The following is a 24,670-nucleotide window of genomic DNA, read 5'->3' on the forward strand; positions in this document are numbered from 1 at the left end:
TGAGTCACCGATAGCGGTTCCAGCGCGCGCCGGTACGCCCGTTCCGGAGATCGTCCAACCGTTTCCGCAGCTCATCCCGTACGCCGGGATGACTGCGGAGAATCGGGAGCACACTCGTGGTGAGCTTCAGTTCACGGATCGCGCGCAGTACCGAGAACCCGGACCACGTGGTCACGTCGAATCCGTACCGCTGCGCGAACACGCGATAGCGCGCCGGTGGATCACCGAACCGTTCACGGCCGACGGCGAGCGGTGTCAGATCCCATTCCGGCGGCCCGACACAGGACGAATCGAAATCGCACAGCACCGGCCCGTCCGGCCCGTGGATCACATTCCCGGGGTGCGCGTCCCCGTGGACGAGGCCACGGGGCAGGGGGAAGTCGAGCGTCGCGAGGGCGCCTTCGACCTCGGCGCAGCGTTCCAGCAGGAACCTCCGGTCGCCCTCGTTCAGCTCCTCGGCGTCCGAGACCCTGGCGCGGACCGCGGCGAACGGCGCCCATTCGGCGAGGCCCTCCGGCGGCTCGAGATCGTGGACCCGGCGCAGCAGCGCGGCGAGGTCGGCCGACTTCGCCTTCCGGCCGCTCGCCGTCACCTTCCACCACACCGTCACGAGCTGCTCGCCGACCGGCAACGGCTGGTCGAGGCCGGAAACCAGGCGGATGGCGGGCACGTCGTGCCGTTCGAAGTGCCGGGCGACCCGCACGACCGTACCGACGCGGTGCCGCAGCCGGGTGGAGCCGACGATCCGGACGACGAACGGCGCGCTCGCCAGCTCGTAGACGGCGTTGTTGGTGAACCTCAGGAGCCGGGCGCCTTCGGGGTCCACGCCCAGCAGGTCGCACGTCCGCCCGAGGGCGTCGCGCAGGATTTCGGGCGTGAACCGGCCGCCCGGGCCGGTCGGCTCAGGCGGCGTAGAACGAGTTGAGGCGGTCGGCGAGGTCACGGGCGTCGGCGTTGTTCCGGCGGCGTTCCGCCTCGACCTGCAGGGGTCGCATCCGGTCCTTCACCCGCTCCGACTTGATGCCCTCGGCGCAGTCGATGGCCTTCGAACCCACCTTCGCACCGTGGTCGAGATCGCCTTCGAGCAGGTGGTTCGTGGCCAAGGCGCTGAGCATGAACGTCTTGCTGCGGGCCATGTCGTCGGTGTAGGACTCGACGGCCTTCGTCAGTGCCGGGATCGCGTACTTGGTGTGCTCGGCGTTCTTCTCGGCGAGCACGGTGTGCACGGTGCCGATCATCGCGTAGACGTCGGTCTCGGTGAAGAACTTGACCCAGGACTCGGCCTCGGCCAGATCGGCGCGGGCGAACTCGTCCTTGCTCCGGCCGAGCAGCTTCGTGGCCTGCTCCTCGTTGCCCATCATCGCGTAGGCCCACGCCTCGTTGGCGCAGAGCACGGCGACCGCCAGTTCGGAGCCCGATTCCTGGGCGGCGATCTGGCCGAGCTGGAACAGTTTCAACGCGTCGTTGGGGGCGTCGTTGTGCAGGTAGACCCGGCCCATCCGGTACAGCACGTTGGCCACCAGCGGATGACTGTCGCCCTGTTTGGCCAGGTCCAGCGCGTTCGCGAAATGCCCGCGCGCGGAATCCATGAGGCCGGTGTCGAAGGAGGTCCAGCCCGCCAGGCTGTGCAGGTCGGCGAGCGCGACGTACAGCCGGTTCTTGACCGGCTCGGTGCCGGTGGATTCGAGCATCTGCTGTCCCCAGGACAGCTGGGCGACGACGGCGTCGCGGCAGAAACCGCCGCCGTACTGGTAATCGAGGGAACGGAGGGCTCTGGTCGCGGCTTCCACCTGGCGGACGTCGGTCATGCCGATCCGCCCGGGGGCGGGCGTCTTCGCCGGGCCGGCCGACCACGTTCCCGATTCGGGACCGAACACCGCCGCACCCATCGTGACCTGGGCGGCGTGCGCGAGGAACCTCCGTCGCTTCACGGACTCGTCCTCCTCCGCCTGCTGGCCGTCGGCAGCACCGACGACCTTTATCGCTGTCGCCTCGTCATAGGCGAGACCCATGTATCCCCTGGGGACACCAAGGCCGTCAGCGATGCGGGTGAGCACGTCGTACGCCATCACCTGGCGACCCTTGAGGATCTCGGACACCTCGGACTGCGACTGGCCGGTCATCGCGGCGATCTGACGCTGCGAAACACCGTGCTTGCGCAACAGCCGGTACACGGAGGAGATCTCCCGTGTGGCCAGTGCGGCTCGCATCTCCGGCTGCTCCCAGGCATCCGGCGGCACGGGGTGACTCTGCCTGCCCGAAGCACCTGCAGCGCCTGAAGCGCCTACTGCGTCCGAGCCGGCGACAGCGCCGCCACCGATACTGGCGTCCATTGCGCCCCCTCACAGTTCCGTTGGGGTCGAGAAACAGCGTAAGCACACCTATTCAACCGTGCGAAACACCGGATTGCCCGTCGTGATCGGCCCGGCAGAAGTCGTTTGACCGCTTACCGTGAAACCTCGTCCGGTCACCGCTATGACGGCGGTTCGACCTTCTATCGCACTCGGTTTCACATCACTGTAGTTGTCAGATCTCCGTGACCGACCCGCCACCGGCAGCGATCACAGAGAGCTACCAAGTCTCCGAACCCCCGCAGGGTGCGGACACGCGGAACGAAGACGACGTGGAACGAGAGAGCGGAGAAGAGCCAGTGGAGTTCGTGGACTCGATCGCAACAGGCTCCATCACCGCGGGACGGCCCGGTATGGCCACGCGCCACCTGCGTGCGGCCGGCCCCGCCGGTCAGCAGCCGGTCGCGGTCGCCCCCGGCGTCAACCGGCCGGTCTCCCCTTCCGCCCCGGTCGACCCCCGTACCGCGAGTGTGCGCCGTTACGAAGGCGGACAGCTGGTCTGGCGGGTGCAGTGCGGCGATCTCATCAGCCGCGAGCGCGCCGTCACCGTGTTCGTCGAAGACAACCAGGTGGTTCTCGTCTCGCCGCCGGGAGAGACCGCGCGCATGACGTCCGGCCAGCTCGGCCAGCTCAGGGCAGCGCTCAACGAAGCCGCCAAAATGGCGGAAAGGTAACGGTGAGTTCTCCGTGGATCAGGTCCTAGGGCAAGTCCTCCGCAACGCGGTTTGGGAACGCCTCGACATGCTCTCCGATCTCGCGAACCGGGCCGACGCGCAGTCGCTCGTCTCGGTCGCCCGCTCGGAGCTCCCCCGCCTGACCGAAGGCTGGCGCGCGATGCTTCAGGCGCACGAGCCCGACGAGCGGGGCGACTGCCCCACCTGCTCGACCCGCTGGCACCGGTGCAAGGCCCCCTGCTCGGTATGGCAGGTCGCGCACGAGCACCTGGTCGCCGGCGGCCTCGCCCCCCAGCACACCGCGGCCTCCCAGGACCACCGGCGCGAAGCCCGCCGCCGTGTTCCCGGGCAGACCAGGGCGAGCGCTGCCGAAACCACCGGCAGGCACGCGCTGGTCAACCCGCGCCGTCCGGCCATCGGCGGCGTGCACATCTAGAAAGCCGGCGAGTGAACGGCGGTCCGAGCGCCCCCTCGGCAACCACGCCACGATCTCGCCTTCGCCGGCGGCGGTTCGCGCGTACCCCCGAACGCGACGAGCCGCTCTCGGTAATCACTCCGGTCCCCGCCGCGATTAATCGAAAATTCTCGGCAGAACACCTAGCGAAGGCAGTAATCGGTCGCTAGGTTGATGATCACAAACGCAGCGCGATACCTGCCCCGGAGCGCGCTGCCATCCCCCGAACCCCGCGGGCCGGTGCCGTTGCACTCCCCTCCCCCGACCGGCACCGGTCCGCGGTCTCCAACTCCTCTAGCTGACGCCCTTCACCCGCGTGACCAGCACCGCGGCGATGACGGTGGACAGCGCCGAAGCCGCGAAGAGGCTCGGATATCCGCCCAGGTACGCCAAAATCGGCGCGGTCAACATCGGCGCCACCACCTGCGGCAGCGAGTTCGCGATGTTGATGACGCCGAGATCCTTGGCGCGGTCCTGTGCGGCGGGCAGCACCTGCGTGAGCATCGCGAGCGCGACGGCCATGTACGCGCCGAAACCGACGCCCAGCAACGGTGACGCCGCGAGCGCGGCCGTCCAGTTCTGCCACACGACCAGCAGCAGCGCGGCGACGGCCATCACCGCGGACGCGGCGAAGACGTAAGGCTTGCGCCGTCCCGACTTGTCGGAGAAGTGCCCGGCGATGAGCGCGCCGACGATGAGGGCGGCGCCGTAGAGCCCCATCATGATCAGCAGCCCGGTGTCCGGATCTTCGTAGTGCACCGCGTCTTTCAAGAAGAACAACAGGTACAGCGTCCCGAAGGCGTTGCCGAGGTTGATCATGAAGTGGCAGGCCCACGCCCAGGCGAAGTCGGGATGCTTGCGGGGCGAGATCCACAAGTTCGCCAGTACGTCCTTGGCCCTGGCCGACGGCCGGTACGCGACCGGCAGCCGCGCGTCCGGCGTACGCAGGACGAACGCCGCCGCGCCGGCCAGCACGATGGCCGCGCACACCGCGTAGCCCAGCGGGAGACCGGCGAGGTCGAGCATCACCACGACCACCACGGCGCCGAGCACGGTCCCGAGCATCTGGGCGATGCCGACCAGCCCGCCGACCTGCGCGCGCTGCGGCACGGGCACCCGGTCCGCGATGGCCGAGACCAGCATCGCGAGCATTCCGTTCAGTCCGGCCTGGACCAGGCACCAGCCGAGCACCATGACCGCGACGTTCGGCGCGAACGCGAGGACGAGCAGCCCGGCCGCGGCGACCGCCGCCCCGGCCGCCGTCCACGGATGACGGCGGCCACGGGCGGAGCAGGTGCGGTCCGAAAGCAGTCCGACGGCCGGGTTGGCGATCAGCGCGACGACCGCGCCGATGCCGGTGACCAGGCTGAACACCGCTTCCTTGTTGGCCGCGTCCAGCAGTTCGGCCTGTTTCGGCAGGAGAACCTGGATGGGCGCGTAGACGCCGAGCCAGAGCGCGATGTTCGCGAAGAACAGCAGGCTCATCCAGCCCGCGCGGACCCTGGCGACCGGCTCCGCGAGCGCCTCGGGCAGCTCCCTGACCTCACTCATGGCGGATCAGTTTTCGGTACCAGCCGAAGGAATCCTTCGGTGTCCGCTTCAGCGTCTCGTAGTCGATGTGCACCAGGCCGAACCGCGGCTGGTAGCCCTTCGACCATTCGAAGTTGTCCATCAGCGACCAGACGAAGTACCCGAGGATGTCGACTCCTGCGTCCATCGCTTCGCGCACCGCGACCAGGTGGCTGTCGAGGAAGTCGATGCGCTCCTGATCGTGGACCTGCCCGTCTTCGGTGACGACGTCGTCGAAACTGCACCCGTTTTCGGTGATGTAGACGGGCGGGAGGTGCTCGCGGTAGCGCTCGTGGAAACCGACGAGCAGTTCGCGCAGGCCATGCGGGACGATCGGGGAATCGTTGGTGGTCATGGGATAGCCCTCGATCGCGCGAAGCTCGAAGGGCAGCGGATTGCCCTCGCCCGGCGCCGCGACGCCCTGCGGCTCGTAGTAGTTCACGCCGTAGAAGTCGAGCGGCTGCGCGATCGTGGGCAGATCGTCGGCGAAGCCGGCCGGGAGATGTTCGACGACTTGTTCGGGATAACGGCCCAGCAGCACCGGATCCGCGTAAGTGCGATTGATGAGAGCGTCGATCCATTCGCCCGCGGCCTTGTCCTCCGGCGAATCGGAGGCGGGCCAGATCGGCGAATGGTTGTTGGCCGTGCCGACACTGCGAGCGCCGGCCGCGCGGAGGGCCTGGACGGCGAGACCGTGCGCGAGATTCTGGTAGTGCGCGGTGGGCAAGGCGTCGAGCAGGAGTGTCTTGCCCGGCGCGTATTCGCCGATCGCGTAGCCGAAGATCGACATGACCATCGGCTCGTTGAGCGGAATCCACATTTTCACCCGATCGGAGAACCGCTCGCCCAGGATGGCGGCGTACTCCGCGAAGCGTTCGGCGGTATCACGGGAGAGCCAGCCACCCTTGTCCTCGAGCGCCTGCGGGAGGTCCCAATGGAAGAGCGTCCCCGTCGGCGCGATGCCGGCGGCACAGACCTCGTCGATGAGTTCGTCATAAAAGGCAAGGCCTTCGGCGTTGGGCTTGCCTTCACCGTCGGGCTGGATCCTGGGCCAGGCGAAGGACATGCGGTAGGCGCCGACGCCGAGTTCGGCCATCAGCGCGATGTCCTCGGAGTAGCGGTGGAAGTGATCGGCCGCTACCTTGGCGTGCTCAGCCCGCGCGATCTTTCCCGCTGTTTCGGTGAAAGTGTCCCAAATGGACTGTCCTCGGCCGCCTTCCCCGGTCGCCCCCTCGATCTGGAAGGCGGAGGTCGAAACACCCCACAGGAATTCGGACGGGAAGGTCGGATTCTCCACCGGCGGCACACCTTTCCTCTTCAGACTCGGCCGAACATGAAAAGTTCTCAGATACTATGCCTTCACTCGACCGGGGGGAACCCTGTCGGCACGATAAAGTCGCAGATCAGCGAAGGAGGAGCCCGAGTGTCCGACATCCAGGCCGCGAAACCACCAGCGGAGACCACTCCGCTCCGGCGGCAGCCCGTCCAGCAGCGCAGCGCCAAGCGGGTGGAGCAGATGCTCGACGCCAGCGCCCAGCTGATCGACGAACTCGGTTACGACGCACTGACGACCACGCTGATCGCGAAGCGCGCCGGAGTGGCCGTCGGTTCGCTGTACCAGTTCTTCCCCGACAAACGGGCCGTGGTGCAGGCGCTGACGCAGCGGAACCTCGAACGCTTCGTCGCCTCGGTGTCGGAAACGCTGAACGAGCTCGCGCCCGAACACTGGTGGGACGTCGTGGACTCGATCCTCGACATCTACCTCGCCATGCACCGCGAGGTCCCCGGCTTCTCGAAGGTCCACTTCGGTGACGTCGTCGACCGGCAGCTCTTGGACGAGACCCGCGACAACAACGCCGTCATCGTCGACGCGCTCACCGACGTGCTTTCCGCGCGGATCCAGTCGCCGCCGGACGACATCCGGTTCGCTTTGACGATCGCGAACGAGACGGCCGACGCGTTGCTGAAGCTGGCCTTCCGCCGTGACCCGCGCGGGGACGAGCGGATCGTGGCGGAGGCGAAGTCGGTGGTGAAGGGGTACTTGGCGAGCAAGTTCGGGGAAGCCTGAGGGTTTCTTCGGCGGCTCTGCTCGGCTCTGCTCGGCTCTGCTCGCCCGGCCGGCGTTCGGCGAGGTTCCCAATGTCGCATTTGAGTCGCTGAGCGTCCCTGATGCGACATTGGGAACGCGCAGCTCGGCCCGCCTGGCGCTGAAGGACGCTTTCCCCGCGTCTGATGCGGCGAAGGACGCCTTCGGCCCATCAGTCCACTATGGACTCGCGGCCCCACTGCCCGGACGTCACGAAGGTGCCCTTTGAGACGCTCAACGTCCCAAAGGGGACACGCCTAATTGTGACATACCCGTGACATGCGCAAACGGTGGTTTCGGGTGTTTGTGCAGGTCACCGGTGCGACGAGTCAGAGGGATCATTGAGGGTGTCGGGCAGGGCGCTACCGAGGTGGAGCCAGGCGGTTTCGATGGCGGTGCGCACGGGGTCGAGGTCTTCGATGAGGGCTTCGCCTAGTTCGTCGTAGGCGTCGGCGACGCTGGTCGGCTCGGTCGCTATCGTGCGCAGCAGTGCTGCGAGGGATTCGAGCCGTTGTGCGGCGTAGCGCAGCGCGTCGCGGTCGCTTCGGGGGATCGGGTGAGGTTCGAGCGGCTGACTTGTGGAGGGTGGCTGGGTTTCACGGAGGCGTTGCACGCCTTTGGCGAATCTCGCGTGAGCAGTTTCGTTCTCGTATTTCCGCGATAATTCAGAAAACATCTTTGCGAACTTCCTGTTGAAATCGAGCTGGCTCACCGTCTGCCCCTTTTGGTCGCGACTTTCGTTTATGTGATTCCTAGCGTAGGTGACACGGCCTGGGATGTTTCGCGATTGCATGACAGTTGGTTCTTTTGAGGGAGGGAGCTAGACGGCGTTGGCGCGCGCGGCGATTCAGGAGGCGCTTGTGGTGTTGAGATTCCAGATAATAGCGGCACCTGATCCGGGGGCTATCCAGCCGTCAACCGTCACGGAGGCGGGCGCGGGAACCGTTGCGGTACTCGCATTCATGCGTGGTTCTGTTTCGGCTGCGAAGAACGGCACTACTTCTAGTCGGTTGATGTTGGTCTTGAATTGGGCCACATCGAGCGCGAAACCTTGCGTAGGGTCATCCACGGTGAACCGTAACCACCCCGCCGCACGGGGAATCAGCACGCGATAGGTGTATTCCTCGTAGTAGATCTCGTCCCGTTTAATGTCGGTTTTGCGGGGCGTGGCGGTGTAGATCTGCCGACCGTTTTCCACAGTGCGGACGAGGTCACAGGGGCGGCCGTTGAGGGAGTACTTCAGTACCGCGTAGGTGTCGGGATCGTCGGCGGCTTGCCCGTTCGTCGGGTTCACAATCCAGTAGTCGACCACGTTTCGACCTGCGAATGCCTCGCGGCTAAAAGTCTTGGGAGAACACATAAATACCCGCTCCCCTAGGGGAGCGTTGGTGCGAAACGCGTTTCGCACCAACGCGATAAACATATCCTCGCGGCCGTCTCCGGATTCGGTCAGGGTGACATCGATCCGCACGTCAAACCGCTTACCGGGCGCGCGGTTCATCCGGTCAAACAACGTGCGAAACGGCCCGTGTATCACGGTGGTGAATACGTCTTTGACTTTCTCGATGATCCGGGCGTCAGCAAGTACACGGGCAGCGAAATCGCTACCCAGCCCAACAAGACCCGTTGTCAGTAGCGCTTCAGCGATTGCGTCACTGATCCGGCCCGCGTCGAGATAAAGCAGAGCGATACCGGCGATAATCAGCAGCAGTCCGATAATGGCCAGTCGTGCGCGATGCAACCGAAACAGTAACGAGGCTCTGTCAGCTTCGGTGTCATTGCGTGCGCCGGATGCCATAAAAGCGGACGATAACGCATTACTTTAATTGTGGAATCATGAGACGCGGCAACCCCCGGCGAATCGCGCGCCGGGGGTTGCCGCGCGGGTAGCGGGTGTTACTTCTTGTCGGGGTCGGTCGACGTGTGCGTGTTGCCTTGGGTGCCGCCGCTTTCGCCGCCCGGCATGAAGGTCATCAGGGGTCCTCCTGTCGTGTGGTGCTCACGGTCCCGCCAGGTCGCCCGTGTGCGTCCTGGCGCGCCCCGCCGCGCGGGGTAGCAGCCAGGTTAGACATAAACAGCTGAGTCACCAATATGCCGTGCCTATACGGCACAGCTATAGATGCTCTGGACCAGGGCGCGCAGGCAGATTTGAATGAGTCGGCCATGCCTAAGACACCCAAGGACCCCGGCAGCGAGTCGCTCGCTGAGCTGGGCAAACGCATCAAAGCCCGCCGCGCTGAGCTAGGTATCAGCCAGGAGCGGCTAGGGCTACGCGTGGGGTTGCACTGGACGATGATCGGCCACGTGGAGCGCGGCAAGCGCAACGTCTCGGTGCTCAACTTGCTCAAGATCGCGTATGGGCTGGAGCTGGACGCGGGCGCTCTGGTGGCGGGACTGCCGGTGCCGCCAATCGAGGAGAAACCCGTCTGGTAGCACTGCCCGCGTTCCGGCAGTTCACCTGTCTTGGCGGTCGCCTGGCCGGCTCACCCTAACGGCCTAACCCTTCCAACAGACGCCCCCGCTCGGCCTTGGTGAACCCGCAGTGACCTACTGGTTCGTAACAGCCCACAGCGGGTGAGCGATCCGCTACGGTATATGCGCGGCTGATCGGCCCAACCGATCACACCGCGATAGGCCGCGCCGATCACGACGCGGGCGTCCATGTTGAGGGGCTAGAGGGGACACGAGGGGCGATGACAGAGCCACCCGGCGAGGGGATCGGCGATAAGCTGGGCGATGCCTGGCGTCAAGTCGGTGCAAACATGACGAGCATGGCCGACGACATCGGCGCGTCGTTCGCAGCGAGCAGCATCACGCCGGGCGAGAACATCCGACTAGAACCGGAAATGGCTAACGCGGTTCTCGGCCGCGCCCAAGACCTAATGACTAAACTGCTGCGCGTGCAGTCCACTGCGCAAACGCTTCAGCAGGTGACACCTGCTGCGGAAGATCTGGTGAGCACGGCTTACAATAGAAAGCTCACTAACGGGGGTTATGTTTCAACCTATAGCCCATTTGGAGCAGGTGCTGCTTTTGATGCTGGGGCCAGCCAGCTTAATGATGCTGTCGAATACCTCGCCGCTTATATCGACAAGCTAAACCTGGCGCTTGGTAAGACAAAGTCGACCGACGCGCATAACGGGGAAGTCTTGGAAAAGACGGGGCAGCCACAAGAGCAGAAACCTGGGGGTATGGTCGGATGAGCCACCGCGCACTTGTAGGGATCATCGGCATGGTGGCGCTGGTTGCGGCCTGCTCGGATAGTTCGACTAATGGAACATCTGGTGTTACGCCGTCAAGCTCGCCTATGTCGGTGTCGACAGAGACTCCCCCGGCTACGTCTACGTTGCCGTTTGCGGGCGCTCCAAAAGTTGCGGTGCCACTGCCGTCATCGGCACTGTCCGGAGATCCGTGTACTGACGCACTCACGACAGAACAAGTCATGCAGGCGCTAGGTGCGCAGGTGCAGGGCGAACCGAACAAGATCGACAAAATCGGCCCGTCTTGCGAATGGTTTAACCGCGACACGACAGGAAAAGTCACAGTTACCTTTGTGACGGAAACGCGCGTGGGTCTCAGTGGCCTCTACCAAAACAGTAAATCGGGCGACAGTTCATGGAAAGAGCTTCCCCTTATGCACGGGTTTCCTGCTGTTGCACACAACAAGGTGACGTCAAGTTGCCAAGTTAGCATCGGTTTTGCTGATGACCGCTCGGTTGACGTTACAACTCACCTTGGCCTTAACAAAGGGGGCGGCAAAACCGATCCATGCGAGGTGGCTCCCCAGGTCGCGGAGTTAGTCGTGGCCACGCTAAAGAAGAAGGCGGGGGCGTGATGTCGAGTTTTTGGAGCACGTCGGCAGGACAGTCTTCCGGTGGTGCGGCAGCGCGTGCGGCCTATGCGGATCAGAATCTTTTGGCGAACGTGCCGGTCCCACCACAAGTGAAGTTGATCCGGGCCGGGAATTCTGGGGGTTGGCACGAAAGCGCGGACAAGGGTAGCAGTATCAGCGAACAAATCCACGATCTAGCGACCGAAACGCTCCAGGTTGGCTCCACGTTACGGGCTGCGTGGAGCGGCAAAGCCTCCGACGCTGCTATTGCACGTCTGGATGCGTTCGGGTACGCGCTCCGCAATACGTCCCGCACCTATGACGACAATGCGCGCAACCTGCGCGGCAACGCCGAATACTTCGACTACACCCAACGCAACTTTATTGATGTGCCGGACAATCCGCCGGATAAGGCACTCAAGGATATGGGTATTTTGTGGGCCATCGACACTGAGGCGATGGTCGCCGATTACAACGCCAAGCAAAAGCATAACAACGAGCTGTTCAATAAGTACGCGGCTCACGGCACGTCCAGCGGCAGCAGTCTGTCGGCTGATTACGGAAAGCTTGAAGGGTTCAACGCGGGCTCTATCACGGTGGGCAGCAACGACCCCGCGCCGCCGGTGACGCCGTTTCGCGGCGACGACGGTGGCGGGGGCAAACATCGCGCCCCGGATACCGCGACCGCGCCGCCTCCCGGCCAGGCGGTCGCCTCACCACCGGGCGGGCCAGGCTCGCCGACCCACTCAGGCGGCGTGATTCCGCCTGGTGGCACCCCAGGTCACGCCGGGAATGTGCCGGTGTCTAGTCCCACCGCTCATGACGAGACCACCGCCGCCGGATACAACCCCGGCACGCCTCCCGGCGGTGGCGTGAACCCCCTCCTCCCGCTCGGTCCCACCGTTGGGCCGGGCTCGGGGACCACCGTCCCGCCGTCGCCGTACGCGGTGGGCGGTCTCGGGTATCCCGGCGGCGCTGATAGCGCGGGCGGGAAAACGCCGGGCGGTGCGGGTTCGGGCGCTCCGGGCGCGGGTCGGCAGACCGGTCTACGCGGCCCCGCTGAGGGTGCGCACGGCGGGCAAGGTCCCGCCGGTGCCACGCGGGCGGGTAACCGGCTCCAGACCGGCCCCGCTGGGATGGCTCCGGCCGCTGGGCGCGGGAAGACCGAAGAGGACACCGAACACAAACGTAAATACGGCCTGGATGACCGATCCCTGTTTACCGATGAGGACGGTAAAACGGTGGATCCGGTGACTGGGTTGCCTGTCGCCCCGCCGACGATCGGTGCCTGACTGACCGTGCCGTAGCCCCCGCGTCATGTTCGGGGGCTACGGTCGCGGTTTGTTTGGTTTCCCTTGCCCTGTCTTGCTTTTTCGTGGAGGGTGTTTCACCGTGAGCGTGATCGACGCGCCCGTGGCGCTGCCGAAAAGGGTCTTCCTGACCGCGTGGGGGATGCTCGATCTCGGCGAGTTGCACCCGATTTTCGGGACCGACATTCATTTTTGGGCCGATGACGACGCTAGCCGTCAAATGCACACCCGCACGATGGAACTGCTTCGGGAGCATCGGCTAGCCCGCGGTGACCGGCTCTCTCCACTGTGGACACGCACCCTGGGGGTGCTCGCCTCGCCGGGTCGTGAGTTTTACGGGTGGTCGCAGTATCTTGGGGACGGCTCCCACGGTGGCATTCTTGTTGCCGCACACGGTGATGACGCGGTGCGGGTGCTCGCCGATGACACCACCGTAGCGATAGAGCCGGTACCCGCTAAATGGCTCGCTAGTAAGTTGCTGGACGCGTTGCCGGATCTGGACGGGGCGGATGTGCGCACCGTGTGCGTGCCCCAAGATTTCTATAACGACCCGGAAAGCGCCCGTTCCGGGCCGCTGTCCGATCCAATCGACACCCGCGATATCGACTATCTCAACGCGGCGATGGGGCGTGAGCGGGACGCGGTGCATCAGCTCTATACCGCCACTCGCGACGGAGCCGGGGAGCGGCGGCGCAGCACCCCGGTAACGGCGCTTGATCTGACCGACGGCGGGCGGGTCTTGACGTATCTCACCGGCGACGGTGAAATTTTGCTCACCTCGGGCACGCCGCGCGAGGTAGTAAAAACCCTCAACGACACCGCAAGCGGGTTAGAGGCGTAGCTTCCCCAGTTCCTCACGTAGGTTAAACATGACGGTTTTTCCAAGCTTGAGGACGCTGCCGTTCTCGCCTGAATGCAGTGTGATTTCATATAGTTCGCCGTCGAGTTTGTCGATCTCGACGACACATTTTTTATGTGTGGTATAGGTTTCTATCTCCACACTCGTGCAGTCATGACCGCACCCGCAACCGTTCGTTCTTACACATTAGACACCTCGCGCGGCTGCGCATTGCAGAAGCCTTGACAGACCGGGCGGCGCGGGTATTTGTCGAGGTATCCGGTGTCATGTTTGAGCGCGCGAAGTGTGGTCGTCGCCATGACTTCTTGCCTCCGTAGGGTTTATTGCGCATCGAGCCAAGCGCGATATCAGGGAAAAGCGGGTGGGTGGTCTTGGCTGCCGCATATATCGGGGGTTAGCGCGGCAGCCAAGACCTACGGCTCCACCTCCGGCAGGTGGGACCGCAGAGGAACCCTGTTGCACGCGCCCCGGTCGCGCGATGCCTTTCCTCAATACCAATCTGACGGCAACTGCGTATGCCGACCAACTGGCGGTCTAGGTTTGCCATGCGCAAAGGCAACCTTGGGCACATGGCTGGTAACTCGACGCTCGCTGCAACGTTCAGCCCGAACCGAATTCGTTCCAGTGATCGTGTCCCCTGTTATCCGAGTCGGTAGCGACTAGTAGTTGCCCTTACGCTAAACGCAATAGAAGCACGGAAATGTGTAATGTTTCAAGTAGGAATATTTCATTTCTTTGATTATTGACCCGATCGGGCGAGCGAGGGTGTCACATGGCGAACGCCTCATGGAGACAAAGGCGACTAGCGCGACTACTGCAACAAGCGCGCGAAGAAAAAGGGATCGGCCTTCTTGAGGTCGCGAAAATTGTTGGCTTTAGCAACGCCAAAATGTCTCGAATCGAATCGGCGGATTCAGGCGTCCGCGATGTCGACGTTGACCTAATCTGCCATGCACTCGATGTTCCAGAGGAAGTCAAAGACAAGCTCATGGAGCTGGCGAGGCAAGCCAAACAGTCGAACTGGTGGCGGTCATACTCAGATATCCTCGGCAGTGCTGACTATATCGAACTTGAAGCCGATTCCGACGGAATCTTCTCCTTTACGATTGACCTCATTCCAGGACTTCTGCAAACAGCCGACTACTGCGAAGCGGTCATAAGGGCAGATGTACCGCTCGCCACCGAAGAAGCGATATCCAGACGCGTTGAAGCGCGAATGGAACGACAACAACAGATTCGAAAGAACAACGTCAAAGTGTGGGCAATTATCGACGAAGCCGCTCTCTTGCGCCCTATTGGCGGACACGACGTTATGGCCGACCAAATCGATCAACTAATTGATCTCACACGTCTGGCAAGCGTCTCCATTCAAGTCTTACCGCTCGCTGCTGGCGCGCATCAAAGCTTGGGTAAGCCTTTCACGCTCTTCAACCTCCGTGATGGTTTCCGAGTGGTCGGGATAGACGGTCGCGAGGGCGGCCTGTTCATTGAGAACGAACAGCGTGTACGTCGCACAGGGGAGGACTGGGCCGAACTTGCAGCAATGGCATTACCCTTTGCTCACTCGATCGAGCTACTGCGTGCTCGGTCAGGAGAACACAGGAGAAATTCTCATGAACGTGAGAAATCGCGAAAAGTGGTACAAGAGCAGCCGCAGCCTTAATGACGGAGACTGCGTTGAGGTATCTGTAGGGGTCACCTCGGCAGGAATCAGGGACTCTCAAGATCCCTTGGGTCCATCATTCAGAGTTCCGATGCGACAATGGCTAGCCTTTATGCAGTCGGTCTTGGATTTTGCCGACGCTAAAGAACTCGTGACAACTAAAGCAACTTTAGACAAGACAAAAGTCCGCACTATGATTCCCGGGTCTGATGTTTATTGGTGTCGCTCCTCGGGTCCTCCCGATGCTGGCGCACTTGAGTTCGGATTTATTTCCGTCAGTCAAGCTGCATATGTTGTAGTCCGGTGCGCGGGTGAGTCTGTGAACGTACTTGTCTTTACTGTCGACGAATGGCGTGCATTTATTGATGGAATTCGACGTAATGAATTCTTGCCCGCCTTAACGCCTGCCGGTTGCGGATGACTGAAACTCGCACTATTTGCGGGCATCTCAATCTTGATGCCCGCCGCGTCGGTGTCGCGCAGAATTTCGGGCTGCGCGACCAACTCTCTCAGTTTTCTTGGTCCCGCTCGCGGGTGGGCCAGTGCCAACCGGGCGGTAGGGGTGGCGGTTCGGTTTCCTTGCCGGGTTCGGCTTTTTCGGTTTCGTCTTGTTCGGCGTGGATGCGAGCGACAATGTCGGCGACGGTGGGCCGCGCGGTGTTCCGCTTGGCTCGTCGCCGCGTGTTGTAGATCAGGATCCCGGCCGCGTAGGCGGCTGGTGGGGCGAGGATGAGCAGGGCGACCAACCATAGCCGCATCGTGTCCACGCCCGCCCTTTCCTCTGCGTCCCGTCCTCGCGGTGGAGGACCGAAGGGGGCGCGGTCGGTACCGCCCGGGACAACCCCGCGCGGGCATGCCGGTCGGGCTGGTCGAGCGCGCTCCCCTTCGGTCGTGGGTCAGGCATCCGGCCGTATCGGTGGTGCTGGCGGGGTTCGGCTCGCGGGTGTCTGACCGGGTGTGGCCGGGAGGCTGAACGGCCACGCCCCACGAGGCTGTCCGCTCGCGGTGGTGCGGGGCGAGGTGTCGCCCGGATATAGGCCGGTGGTGATCGGTCGGGCCGATCGCCGGCATCCCGCCGGCTCACCCGGGTGGCGTAGCCCGGTGATAGGTCGGGCATATCGTCCGCGCCTATCACCGGGCGCCGTTGTGCTCTACACCGCGTCGCGTCGCGTTTACTATGGGCTGGTGAGTCCAACTGTTTACGTCTAGACCGAGCCGGGCGAGGGGCTAAGCGATGGGCGCGACGATCTACGAGCAGGGACCGCCCGATCCGCAGGTGTGGGAGGGGCCGCGGATGCGCGCCGCGCTCGCCGCGCGCGACATCGCGGCCGTGTTTCGGCTGCTCAAAGCATGTGGGGTCAGTCAACGCCGTATCGCGTCCTTGACCGGGCAGTCCCAACCGGAGGTCTCCGACATCGTGCGGGGCCGGGTCGTCATGGCATATGAGGTTCTCTCGCGCATCGCGACCGGTCTTCAGATCCCGCGTGGATACATGGGGCTCGCGTACGCGCCGGGAGCTGATCCCGCGCGCGGTCAATGGCTAGCGCCCGGGCGGGGCGGCGCTTCATCCTGGTTGGGCACTGGTGGCGTGGGGGGTGAAGGAGGTTCCGAGGTGGAGCGACGCGCGTTTATCGCCTTGGCCGCACAAGCGGCGCTGGTAGGACTGTCGGCGAGCGAGTGGGACCGCATCCGGATCCGCTCGACCAGCCCGGCCGCCGTGGGGCAGCTCGGCGCGGCCGACGCCGTGGCACTAGAGAACTCGGTGGTGTTCTACCGGGCGCAGGATGACGCCCTTGGCGGGGGCGCGGTCCGCTCGGCGGTGACCGGACACCTGAACTGGGCGGTGAGCCTGCTCGACGCGCCCACCGCAACCGATCAAGTGCGGGCGCGGGTGGTGACCGCGCTGGCGGATCTGCACTCGGTCGCGGGGTGGGCGAGTTTCGACGCGGGAGACCACGACACCGCCAAGCACCATTTCGCCAACGGCTTAGTTTTGGCCAAGGAAGCCGGGCGGCCTGACCTGGCGGCCAAGGTCCTTTTCCAGGCCGGGCGGGTGCTGCTGCACGACCAGGACCCCAACGGAGCGCTCAAGATTTTTCAGCTGGGGCAAGCGTCCGCTGATGACGCGCACTCCCCGCGCGCCGCCGCGTTGCTGACCCTCAACGCCGGATGGGCCTATGCCGAACTGGCCATGCCGAAGCAGGCCGCCGAAATGCTCGCCCGTGCCGGGGACACCCTCGCCCGCGAACAGGACCCGGCACAGTCGCCGTCGTGGTTGGCGTTCATGGGACCCGCTGAAATCGACGGCATCACTGGCATGACCTTCAATGCTCTGGCGTCCCATGACCGCGCCCACGCCGAACAAGCCCTTGAGTACGCGACCCGCTCACGCGAGGCACGCCCGGAGTCCGACACCCGCTCACGCACCAGTGATCTCGTGGCGGTCGCGGCGAACACCCTCCGCGCGGGCGACCCCGCCGCAGGACTTGCCGCCGCACGCGAGGCGCTGCCTGCCGTGGCGGGCCTGCACTCGCAGCGGCTGACTGATCGGCTCGCCTGGATCAGCCAGGCCGCCGCGCTCTACCCCAAGAGCGCCGACGCGCGGCAGCTGGTCGCCGACATCACCACCGCCCGCCGCGACCACCACCAAGCCACCTAACCGCGCTCAGTTCCTTGTCAAGAGGCGGCCTCGACGGCACCCCGTCGAGGCCGCTTTCATCTTCGGGCTTCGTCGCGTGCGGTAACCGTAACGGTGTTTCGTGTCTACACCGTAGAAGGCCCAAGTGGCGAACACGCCCGCCGGGCATCACAACGGGGTGATCGGAGCAGCGGTATGTCAAGGGGGCGTGTCGCCGATGGCCCAATTGTGTTTGGCATTCGTGCCGATCAATGATCGAAAAGACCCCTACTCGCACGATGTGTGAGCAGGTCCGGCACGAATGCCGTAGCGCTAGGCCAACGCGGCGGGCTGGCAGGGCCGGATCGGTCACCGCGCGGTGAGGTAAACGCCTGTCACTGGGCACCCGCGCCACTCGTGCGGCTTGTCACGGGCAACATGATGGCGCTGCGATCACCCTGCGCCGCACACTAGTAACAGACCGCGAGAGGTTTAGACCTCGCCGCAGCGGTCCCCGACACGAGGAGGTGAGCACGTGACAACTCAACAGAGCAGAGGCACGGGCTCACCGTGTCGATCAACGCGGCACCTGATACACGCTGCGCGGTAAGTCAGGCGGCGGGTGTAACCCACCCGTGGAACGCCCACTTGTTAGCCGTGTGTGCCGCATCTCCCAATGATCAGGTACACGGAACCGTAACTGTGCGCGTGCTGTCTGTTATCTCGGCGTCACACAACGAGCGATCCTCGATGCGCACGCCGTGACAACAGAGGAACCACCCCGCCACGCCGCGAGGCGAAAGCGGGCGAGCAAGAAAAGCAGGTGATCAACACAAAAAATCCAACTATGAAAGGAAGTTATCGAATTTGACGACATCAGGAGATTGGCAGAGGTGGGAGGACCTGTACGAAAGGTTCGTCCACGCGGCGGGACTCATGGAGCTTCTGCCCGATTTCATGAACAACCCGATCGGTAGCGCATGGCTCTACCGGGAGCTTGACCGCGAGCTGACCGCGCTGGTGGCGGTGGTACGCGCCTACATCGAGCAGGCAGAGACGGCAGCGGCGTACGACCGACACCACCCGGCACCGCAGGACCCGGACACCTGGCGGGCAGAACGCCCGCTGATCGAGACGAAGCAGCCGGATACCTTCCGTCCGATCCCGAAGCCGCGCGACCCCCGCCGGGGTGGGAAGCGTGGCGACAATGAATGAATTTTCGTTACCTCATAAGGCTTGTGGCGGGTTGGTGGCGCGTGCTCGGCGCGCTCCTATCCCGGATATTTCTCGCGGTCGCGGGATCGATAGCGGCTAACCCCTGCGCGGTAGCGGCGGGGCGAGCGGTGGTGGCGTGGGCACGTATGGCGGCCCACGCCACCACCACCACCGCGGCTTACCACGTTGGGCGCGCTACCCGTTGCACCGCAACACAAACCGCAATTTTTGCGCGGCGGGTGTGGCGGTTGGTGCGTCGGGTGTGGTCTGTCCATATGCGACAGCAGGCGCTCGACGCGCTCGGGTGGATCACCCGCACGGCACCGAGGATTGCGGCGGGCGCGGTCGCTGGCGGCTGGCGGTATTGCTGGGGTCCGCTCTGGCGTGACGCGGCCACCGGTGCCCGCTGGATGGGGCCGCGCCTGGCCGCCTACCTCGCCGCGTCCGTCGAGTACGCCGGGGTGATCGCCGAAGCCGCCGAGAACCGGCAAGCGCTGACGGTGGCGAAACTACGGCGCGAGCGGCGGCGCACCATCGCGCGCCGCCTCATCGGTGCCGCCGTGATCGGGGTGCTTGGCTGGCTGATGTTGGCCGGCTGGGCTGCCCAACGCGGCCCGCTGGTGTGGCCGCTGGCGGGTGCGCTAGTGGTGGCGGTTTTCGCGGTGGTCGGACGGTTCGCGACTCGACGCGAGGAGCGCACCACGGCCGAAGTCGACAAGGCGAAAGGCGCGCCGTTTCCGATCGCGGACGCGCACACCCGCGCCGAAGCCGCCGACGCAGTCGCCCGCGCGGTCACCGCTGAAGGTGTGCGACTACGCGGGACTGAGGCGGTGCGGCGTGAACCGTGGGGGTGGCATGTCGCGGTCATCCTCGCCAAAGGCACGCCCGCCGATCTCCTCGACAAGCTCACCGACCTAGAAACGGTCTTGGACTTGCCCGCTGGGGGTGTGATGGCCACCCCCGCCCACACGCGCCGCGCCCGCGTCGATCTACGGCTCGCGATTCGTGACCCGTTCGCTGGGTTGCCCCCGGTGGACTACCGCGCGCCCGGTTCGGCCTCGATCACCCGCCCGTTGGTGATCGCGCGCCGGATGGACGGCACCGATCTAGCGGTGACCGTCGAGGGCGCGCATGTGGTGGTGATCGGTGTCCCCGGCGCGGGCAAGACCACGGCGCTGCGCGCGCTGGTGGACGCGCTCACCGCCTGTGGTGATGTGCTGGTGTGGGATCTCGACCCCGCCGGAGCGGGCCTCGACATTTTTGGGGAGGCGGTCGACCGGCGAGCCCGCAGCCCCCGCGATATCGAACGGCTGCTCACCTACGCGCTGGCGTACGCGCTGGCCCGCCCTAGCTTGCTCCATGAATTGGGGATGGGTGACGCGTGGCAGCCAAGCCCGGACCGGCCCGCGCTCGTGCTGGTCATCGACGAATTCCCGTTGCTGTCGGATCGGGCCAAAGCTCTTGCGGTGCGACTGTTGCGAGTCGGGCGTAAAGCCAGGGTTTCAATCGTGCTGGCCTCGCACGAGGCAACCACGGACGCGCTCGGGGCTGCTATCGCCTCGTCGGTTGCGGTGCGGATCATGCTCGCCGCCCGCAACGTAGACGTGCCGCAGGTTCTCGGGCCGACCCGTCTAGCGGAAGGCTGGCGACCTGATCGGCTCGCTATCCCTGAGGACGCGGGCAAGGCGTTTATCTTTGCGCCGGGCTCGCGTGACCCGCTGGTATCGAAAATCCGCACCGTAGACCGCGACCACGCCGCGCGCGTGGGTGCCGAACGCGCAGCGCACGGCCTGCCGGTGCTCGACGCTGACACCATCGCAGCCGCTGCCCGCCTGGCAGTGATGGAGGACGAGCCCGAAGACGCGCCGGTGATCGACGGGCGCGCCGTCGTGGACATCCTCGGTGTGTTCGACAATCTGCCCCGGCTGCACACCGTGGATCTCTTGACGCGGCTCGCCACGCTCGACACTCGCTATCGCGAGTGGACCCCGGAAACCCTCGCGAGCGTGCTACGCCCGCTGGAGATCACCCCCACCGGGGTCAAGGTTGACGGGGTGAACCGCAACGGATACGTGCGCGCGGAGATCTCCGCCGCGTGGCGGGCGTGGCGGGCAGGTGAGCGCCCATGACCCGGCTCGCTAGGGGCTCTACCCGGCTCTACCCGGTAGACCCGGCAGGCACTACCCGTAGACCCCCAAAAACCGCCCTCTACCAGTGGATTAGCGCCGGTAGAGGCGCGGGGCGAAAGGGGGTGAAAATATGCCTCATCCCCTGATTCAGGCCGAGACGGCACACCTGGCCCAAGCGGCCCCGGCAGGCGCGAGCACGACCATGTTGATCACGCTCGGGCTGATCGTGCTCGTGCTCTATCTGGTCAAGCACAAGCGACACAGGCTCGGAACGGCGTTTCTTGGGTTCGTGGTCGGCTGCCTGCTCGGAGCCACCCCGATGGGCAAGAACATCGCGGGCACCGTCGTGGAGATCGTGCGGCAGTTGACGCTGTCGATTGTCAGCGTGTTCAGCTAGCCCGCCTCCGGTGGTGTGCCCGCTCACCACGCGGGCACACCACCCATAACTAAAAACCCTTACACCACAATGAAAGGAGGACGCCATGTATGACCAACAACGACAGGAAGGAGAACGAGAACGAGCGCGAGCCCACACGCGCGCCGGATGACGCGCCGCGTATCCCCGCACCGCGTGAACCGGTCGAGGATGACGACGAACCGCCACCGGGGATCTCCCGGCAAGCCTGGGTTTATTGGGGCCGCCAGTGCGCGAAGATGCCACCGATGAGCCCGGACGCCATCGCGGCGCTAGGGCTCATCTTCCGCGAGCTAGACCAACAACGATCCACCGACTAACCGGCAGACGCAGTGAGGGGCGCTCCCCATCGGGAGCGCCCCTCACTGTGTGGTGCTGCCTAAGCGGCTTCGGGAAGTGCGACCGCTTCGGCAACCTCGCCCGTATTCTTTGGGGCTCCGGTGCCGCGTACGAGCGTGAGCGGGTTGGCGTCCTCAGGCGGGATGATCCGTACCCGCTCGGAGTCAAACACCCGCTTCCCCTTTTTCTCGTTCGGGAACACCACCACCCGCGACCGCTCCAACGCTTGTACCAACATGGCGCGTTTGACGTCCGGGCCGTTGGATAGCCACCGATCCATGAGAACTTCCTTGGTTTCGGGTTTGATCGGCTCGCCCTCGCTCGCCCCGTTGGACAACTCCGCGCGCCGCCTCTCTAGGTCCGTGATCTGTTCGGCTAGGGGTTCGCTCGCCGCTTCCCACTCCGCAAGGGTCATCTTTCGACGTCCGAGCTTGTCCGCCAAGGCTTCTTTGAGCTGTCGGCACACTGTCAGTTCGGTTTCCACATGAGCGAGTTCGTCCGACACCTGCTCGCGTGCCGACGCGAGAGCCGACGCGAACTTAGGGTCAGACAACCGGCGCACCGTGAACACCATCAACGCCTCGTCAGTGCCGCGCATGTCCGCGTACACCTTCCCGCATCCCCGGCGCGACTTCGCGCAATAGTAGGTAGCGCGAACGGTTCCGTCGGGGTAGGTCTTCGGGCTCTGGGTGTGCGCGGACATCTTCACCCCGCACACACACCGAAGAATCCCCGTGCCGACGTATTTCCGGCCCACCGTGCCCGACTGGCGGCCCCGCTTACGGCCCTTGAAAAGAGCTTGCAACCGGTCATAGGTGTTGGGGTCGAGGATGTGGTCGGGCTCATCGATGCGTCCCATGATCACCCCGTCATGCACGATCCACCCACCCAGGGATTCCCGTTGCATGGTGGCCGAGACCGTTTTCGGGATCCACTCCCGACCGGTCACCTGATAGAACCCGATCGCGTTCCACCTTTTTGCGATGTCCTCTTGTGACTTGCCCGCAAGCAGCAACTTGGCCGCTTCGCGGAGCATGGCGCGCTCATGCTCCACCACCGCATCCGGCACGGGCACGCGCTCACCGTTCGGGCCACGCTCGTGAAGATCCCACCCGCCGAACCCCAACCGGCGCATACCTCCGGTGATACGGCCCTGGGACCGGAACGTCTTAAACCGCCTCTTAATCCTGCGGCTGGTGTCATCCGAAGAGCGGGCAGCGTGCGCGACCTCGATACGCAGAATAAACAGATCGTCGGGGTTGGAGATGTCACGCGTGCCGTGCGCGGACATGATCTTGAAACCCGCCGTGGCCAACTCCACCAGCTTTTCCAGGTCCTTAGGCTGCCGGAAAAGCCTGTCCAAGTGCCAGACACAGAGCCCGTCGACCACCCCGGCCTGAATCCGCTTTAGGAGCTTTTCCCAGCCGGGGCGGCGCGCGCCCTTCTTCCACGCTGAAAGACCATCATCGAGAGGTTCCCCAACCACGCCGCCGCGCCGCTTGATAGCGGTTGCGTTGTCCTCGTGCTGGGTTTCGATCTTCTCTAGCTCGCCCGTCTCCGGTACTCGCGAAAGCCGCGCGTACGAGTCGTAAACCGGGGTCCTTCCGTCGCTAGAGGTGGGCATGTCGTCATCAAGAGTAACCATGACCTGACGGTATGTCTAGAAAACCCGACTCCCCAAGGGCACCTTCGCGTCACCGGCGGATCCCCCTTGCTCCATTCGTGTCCACCGACGCCCGGATCCCATGCCCCACTAGTCACACGACCCCCAACAACCACGTCGCCACCCACGCTGACCTGGCCTTACCGACTTGTCCACATAAGTTGTCCACACCCACCCACAGTTGTGGACAACCTCGCCCCTCACCCTGCGGAACCGCCCTCCCCGACACCCCCTCCCGATACGCTGGTGCGGGGCGCGCCCCCCAGGGATGGGTGGGGGGTGGGGTCGCGCGGGATCAGCCGAAGTTTTGGGACTCGCCTCGGTAGGTGGGGACGGTTCGGTCGACGCGGTCGCCGACGACGACGTGGTAGTGCGTGAAGCGTTCGGCGAGTTCGCCTGCTTTCGCGTGGCGCAGCCAGACGCGGTCGCCGAGGCGCAGGTGCCGGGCGGCTTCGCCGGACACGGGGGTTTGGACTTCGCCGGCGCCCTCGAATCCGAGCAGCGAGAGGCCTTCGGGCAGGTAAGGCGTCGGGAGCCGCGAAGACTCCGCGGGGCCTGAAGCGATGTAGCCGCCGGAGAAGAGCGTCGCGACCTTAGGTGCCGGGCGGCGGACGACGGGGAGCGCGAACATCGCGGCCGGACGCGGCGAGAAGTGCGCGTAGCCGTCGAAGAGCGTCGGTCCGATCAGCCCCGAGCCCGCAGCGATTTCGGTGACGGCCGCTTCGGCGCCGGTCGATTCCACGCTGCCGCTGCCGCCACCGTTGACGAACTCCAGATCCGCCAAGGCCCGGACAGCGCGGACCGCGGCCGCGCGGCGTTTCGCGATTTCCACAATGGACTTCCGCTGCATCCAGCCGATGAGCGAGTTCTTGACGCCGCTGCCTGCCGCATCGCCGAGCCCGGCGATCTGGCCTTCGTACGCCATCATCCCGACGAGCCGGAAACCCTTGCGGGACAAGATGGTCCGCGCCAGGTCCGCGGCCTGCCGCGGACTGAACACCGGCGAGCGCCGGGTGCCGACGTGTACCCCTGGCAGCGGCCGCCACGAAGCGTCGAGCTCCAGGCAGACGCGGATTTCGGGGTGCCCCTGACCCAGCGCGGCATCGACCAGATCGAGATGCTCGGGCGAATCGACCATGATCGAGATCGCCGCCCGTGCCCGGTCGTTCGCCGCCAGCCGTCGCAGCGCGCCGTGATCGGCGGTCGGGTACGCGACGACGATGTCGTCGGACGTCCCCTGCTCGACATGCCAGACGGCTTCAGCGAGCGAGTAGCACATGAGGCCTTCGAAGCCGGGCCGCGCGAGCACTCGTTCGAGCAGGTACCGGCAGCGCACGGACTTGCTGACCACGCGGATCGGCTTGCCGCCTCCCCGCCGCAGCAGGTCGGCGCCGTTCGCGTCGAACGCATCCAAGTCGACAACCGCGAACGGAGGATCCAGGTCCTTCGTCGCCAAGTCGTACACCGTCGCACTGGTCACCCGAACTAAGGTAC

The 24,670-nt window shown here is 64.8% G+C and carries 24 protein-coding genes; 15 read left to right on the forward strand and 9 right to left on the reverse strand.

Annotation, left to right across the window (positions count from 1 at the left end):
- Positions 1–4: 4 nt before the first annotated feature.
- Entirely contained in the window at positions 5–943 is a 939-nt protein-coding gene (locus ACLJO0_RS00720) for a phosphotransferase (RefSeq protein WP_410576126.1), read from the reverse strand.
- Positions 903–2,210 carry a helix-turn-helix domain-containing protein gene (locus ACLJO0_RS00725; RefSeq protein WP_199746212.1) on the reverse strand — a complete coding sequence of 436 codons (1,308 nt, stop codon included), beginning with the start codon at positions 2,208–2,210 and terminating at the stop codon, positions 903–905. The genes ACLJO0_RS00720 and ACLJO0_RS00725 overlap by 41 nt, the downstream gene beginning before the upstream one ends.
- A 440-nt stretch (positions 2,211–2,650) precedes the next feature.
- Here ACLJO0_RS00725 and ACLJO0_RS00730 point away from each other — a divergent pair, with 440 nt between their 5' ends.
- Together ACLJO0_RS00730 and ACLJO0_RS00735 are read left to right on the forward strand one after the other, a co-directional pair.
- On the forward strand, positions 2,651–3,025 hold the full coding sequence (locus ACLJO0_RS00730) for a hypothetical protein (RefSeq protein WP_125781694.1): 375 nt from the start codon (positions 2,651–2,653) through the stop codon (positions 3,023–3,025).
- Positions 3,026–3,038: 13 nt separating this feature from the next.
- Entirely contained in the window at positions 3,039–3,461 is a 423-nt protein-coding gene (locus ACLJO0_RS00735) for a hypothetical protein (protein WP_410576127.1), read from the forward strand.
- Between the two features lie 312 nt (positions 3,462–3,773).
- Here ACLJO0_RS00735 and ACLJO0_RS00740 read toward each other — a convergent pair whose 3' ends face one another.
- Positions 3,774–5,030, reverse strand: a complete 1,257-nt coding sequence (locus tag ACLJO0_RS00740; protein ID WP_410576128.1) for an MFS transporter — start codon at positions 5,028–5,030, stop codon at positions 3,774–3,776.
- Positions 5,023–6,345 (reverse strand): GH1 family beta-glucosidase, encoded by a 1,323-nt coding sequence (locus tag ACLJO0_RS00745; RefSeq protein ID WP_410576129.1) that lies wholly within the window; start codon positions 6,343–6,345, stop codon positions 5,023–5,025. The genes ACLJO0_RS00740 and ACLJO0_RS00745 overlap by 8 nt, the downstream gene beginning before the upstream one ends.
- A gap of 126 nt (positions 6,346–6,471) precedes the next feature.
- Between ACLJO0_RS00745 and ACLJO0_RS00750 the strand changes: the two genes are divergently transcribed.
- The gene (locus ACLJO0_RS00750) at positions 6,472–7,116 is read left to right on the forward strand and encodes a TetR/AcrR family transcriptional regulator (protein WP_125781677.1); all 645 of its coding nucleotides are present in this window, start codon (positions 6,472–6,474) and stop codon (positions 7,114–7,116) included.
- A 331-nt stretch (positions 7,117–7,447) separates the two neighbouring features.
- Here ACLJO0_RS00750 and ACLJO0_RS00755 read toward each other — a convergent pair whose 3' ends face one another.
- Complete coding sequence (locus ACLJO0_RS00755) at positions 7,448–7,846, reverse strand: hypothetical protein (RefSeq protein ID WP_410576130.1); 399 nt, start codon at positions 7,844–7,846, stop codon at positions 7,448–7,450.
- A 135-nt stretch (positions 7,847–7,981) separates the two neighbouring features.
- On the reverse strand, positions 7,982–8,932 hold the full coding sequence (locus tag ACLJO0_RS00760) for a hypothetical protein (protein ID WP_410576131.1): 951 nt from the start codon (positions 8,930–8,932) through the stop codon (positions 7,982–7,984).
- A 365-nt stretch (positions 8,933–9,297) separates the two neighbouring features.
- Between ACLJO0_RS00760 and ACLJO0_RS00765 the strand changes: the two genes are divergently transcribed.
- From ACLJO0_RS00765 to ACLJO0_RS00795, 7 genes are all read left to right on the forward strand, one after another.
- A complete protein-coding gene (locus tag ACLJO0_RS00765) occupies positions 9,298–9,567 on the forward strand; it encodes a helix-turn-helix domain-containing protein (RefSeq protein ID WP_410576132.1) in 270 nt (89 codons plus the stop codon).
- A 260-nt stretch (positions 9,568–9,827) separates the two neighbouring features.
- On the forward strand, positions 9,828–10,337 hold the full coding sequence (locus ACLJO0_RS00770) for a hypothetical protein (RefSeq protein ID WP_410576133.1): 510 nt from the start codon (positions 9,828–9,830) through the stop codon (positions 10,335–10,337).
- Positions 10,334–10,969 (forward strand): DUF3558 domain-containing protein, encoded by a 636-nt coding sequence (locus ACLJO0_RS00775; protein WP_410576134.1) that lies wholly within the window; start codon positions 10,334–10,336, stop codon positions 10,967–10,969. The genes ACLJO0_RS00770 and ACLJO0_RS00775 overlap by 4 nt, the downstream gene beginning before the upstream one ends.
- Entirely contained in the window at positions 10,966–12,258 is a 1,293-nt protein-coding gene (locus ACLJO0_RS00780) for a hypothetical protein (protein WP_410576135.1), read from the forward strand. The genes ACLJO0_RS00775 and ACLJO0_RS00780 overlap by 4 nt, the downstream gene beginning before the upstream one ends.
- Before the next feature lie 100 nt (positions 12,259–12,358).
- Positions 12,359–13,117 carry an ESX secretion-associated protein EspG gene (locus ACLJO0_RS00785; RefSeq protein ID WP_410576136.1) on the forward strand — a complete coding sequence of 253 codons (759 nt, stop codon included), beginning with the start codon at positions 12,359–12,361 and terminating at the stop codon, positions 13,115–13,117.
- A 790-nt stretch (positions 13,118–13,907) separates the two neighbouring features.
- On the forward strand, positions 13,908–14,798 hold the full coding sequence (locus ACLJO0_RS00790; protein WP_410576137.1) for a Scr1 family TA system antitoxin-like transcriptional regulator: 891 nt from the start codon (positions 13,908–13,910) through the stop codon (positions 14,796–14,798).
- Positions 14,749–15,219, forward strand: a complete 471-nt coding sequence (locus tag ACLJO0_RS00795; protein WP_410576138.1) for a DUF397 domain-containing protein — start codon at positions 14,749–14,751, stop codon at positions 15,217–15,219. The genes ACLJO0_RS00790 and ACLJO0_RS00795 overlap by 50 nt, the downstream gene beginning before the upstream one ends.
- An 88-nt stretch (positions 15,220–15,307) precedes the next feature.
- Here ACLJO0_RS00795 and ACLJO0_RS00800 read toward each other — a convergent pair whose 3' ends face one another.
- A complete protein-coding gene (locus ACLJO0_RS00800; RefSeq protein WP_410576139.1) occupies positions 15,308–15,565 on the reverse strand; it encodes a hypothetical protein in 258 nt (85 codons plus the stop codon).
- A 467-nt stretch (positions 15,566–16,032) separates the two neighbouring features.
- Between ACLJO0_RS00800 and ACLJO0_RS00805 the strand changes: the two genes are divergently transcribed.
- The 5 genes from ACLJO0_RS00805 (at position 16,033) to ACLJO0_RS00825 (ending at position 21,494) form a co-directional block, all read left to right on the forward strand.
- A complete protein-coding gene (locus ACLJO0_RS00805) occupies positions 16,033–17,457 on the forward strand; it encodes an XRE family transcriptional regulator (RefSeq protein WP_410576140.1) in 1,425 nt (474 codons plus the stop codon).
- Positions 17,458–18,351: 894 nt separating this feature from the next.
- Entirely contained in the window at positions 18,352–18,630 is a 279-nt protein-coding gene (locus tag ACLJO0_RS00810) for a hypothetical protein (RefSeq protein WP_410576141.1), read from the forward strand.
- 275 nt (positions 18,631–18,905) lie between these two features.
- Positions 18,906–20,759, forward strand: a complete 1,854-nt coding sequence (locus ACLJO0_RS00815) for an AAA family ATPase (protein ID WP_410576142.1) — start codon at positions 18,906–18,908, stop codon at positions 20,757–20,759.
- A 130-nt stretch (positions 20,760–20,889) separates the two neighbouring features.
- On the forward strand, positions 20,890–21,156 hold the full coding sequence (locus tag ACLJO0_RS00820) for a hypothetical protein (protein ID WP_410576143.1): 267 nt from the start codon (positions 20,890–20,892) through the stop codon (positions 21,154–21,156).
- Between the two features lie 89 nt (positions 21,157–21,245).
- Entirely contained in the window at positions 21,246–21,494 is a 249-nt protein-coding gene (locus tag ACLJO0_RS00825) for a hypothetical protein (RefSeq protein ID WP_410576144.1), read from the forward strand.
- 59 nt (positions 21,495–21,553) lie between these two features.
- Here ACLJO0_RS00825 and ACLJO0_RS00830 read toward each other — a convergent pair whose 3' ends face one another.
- Together ACLJO0_RS00830 and ACLJO0_RS00835 are read right to left on the reverse strand one after the other, a co-directional pair.
- A complete protein-coding gene (locus tag ACLJO0_RS00830) occupies positions 21,554–23,158 on the reverse strand; it encodes a recombinase family protein (RefSeq protein WP_410576145.1) in 1,605 nt (534 codons plus the stop codon).
- 313 nt (positions 23,159–23,471) lie between these two features.
- Positions 23,472–24,656: an amino acid deaminase/aldolase gene (locus ACLJO0_RS00835; protein WP_410576146.1), complete on the reverse strand. Its 1,185-nt coding sequence runs from the start codon at positions 24,654–24,656 to the stop codon at positions 23,472–23,474.
- Positions 24,657–24,670: the final 14 nt, after the last annotated feature.

Origin of the sequence: Amycolatopsis sp. lyj-108, from assembly GCF_046549005.1 — a bacterium.
Lineage (GTDB): Bacteria > Actinomycetota > Actinomycetes > Mycobacteriales > Pseudonocardiaceae > Amycolatopsis.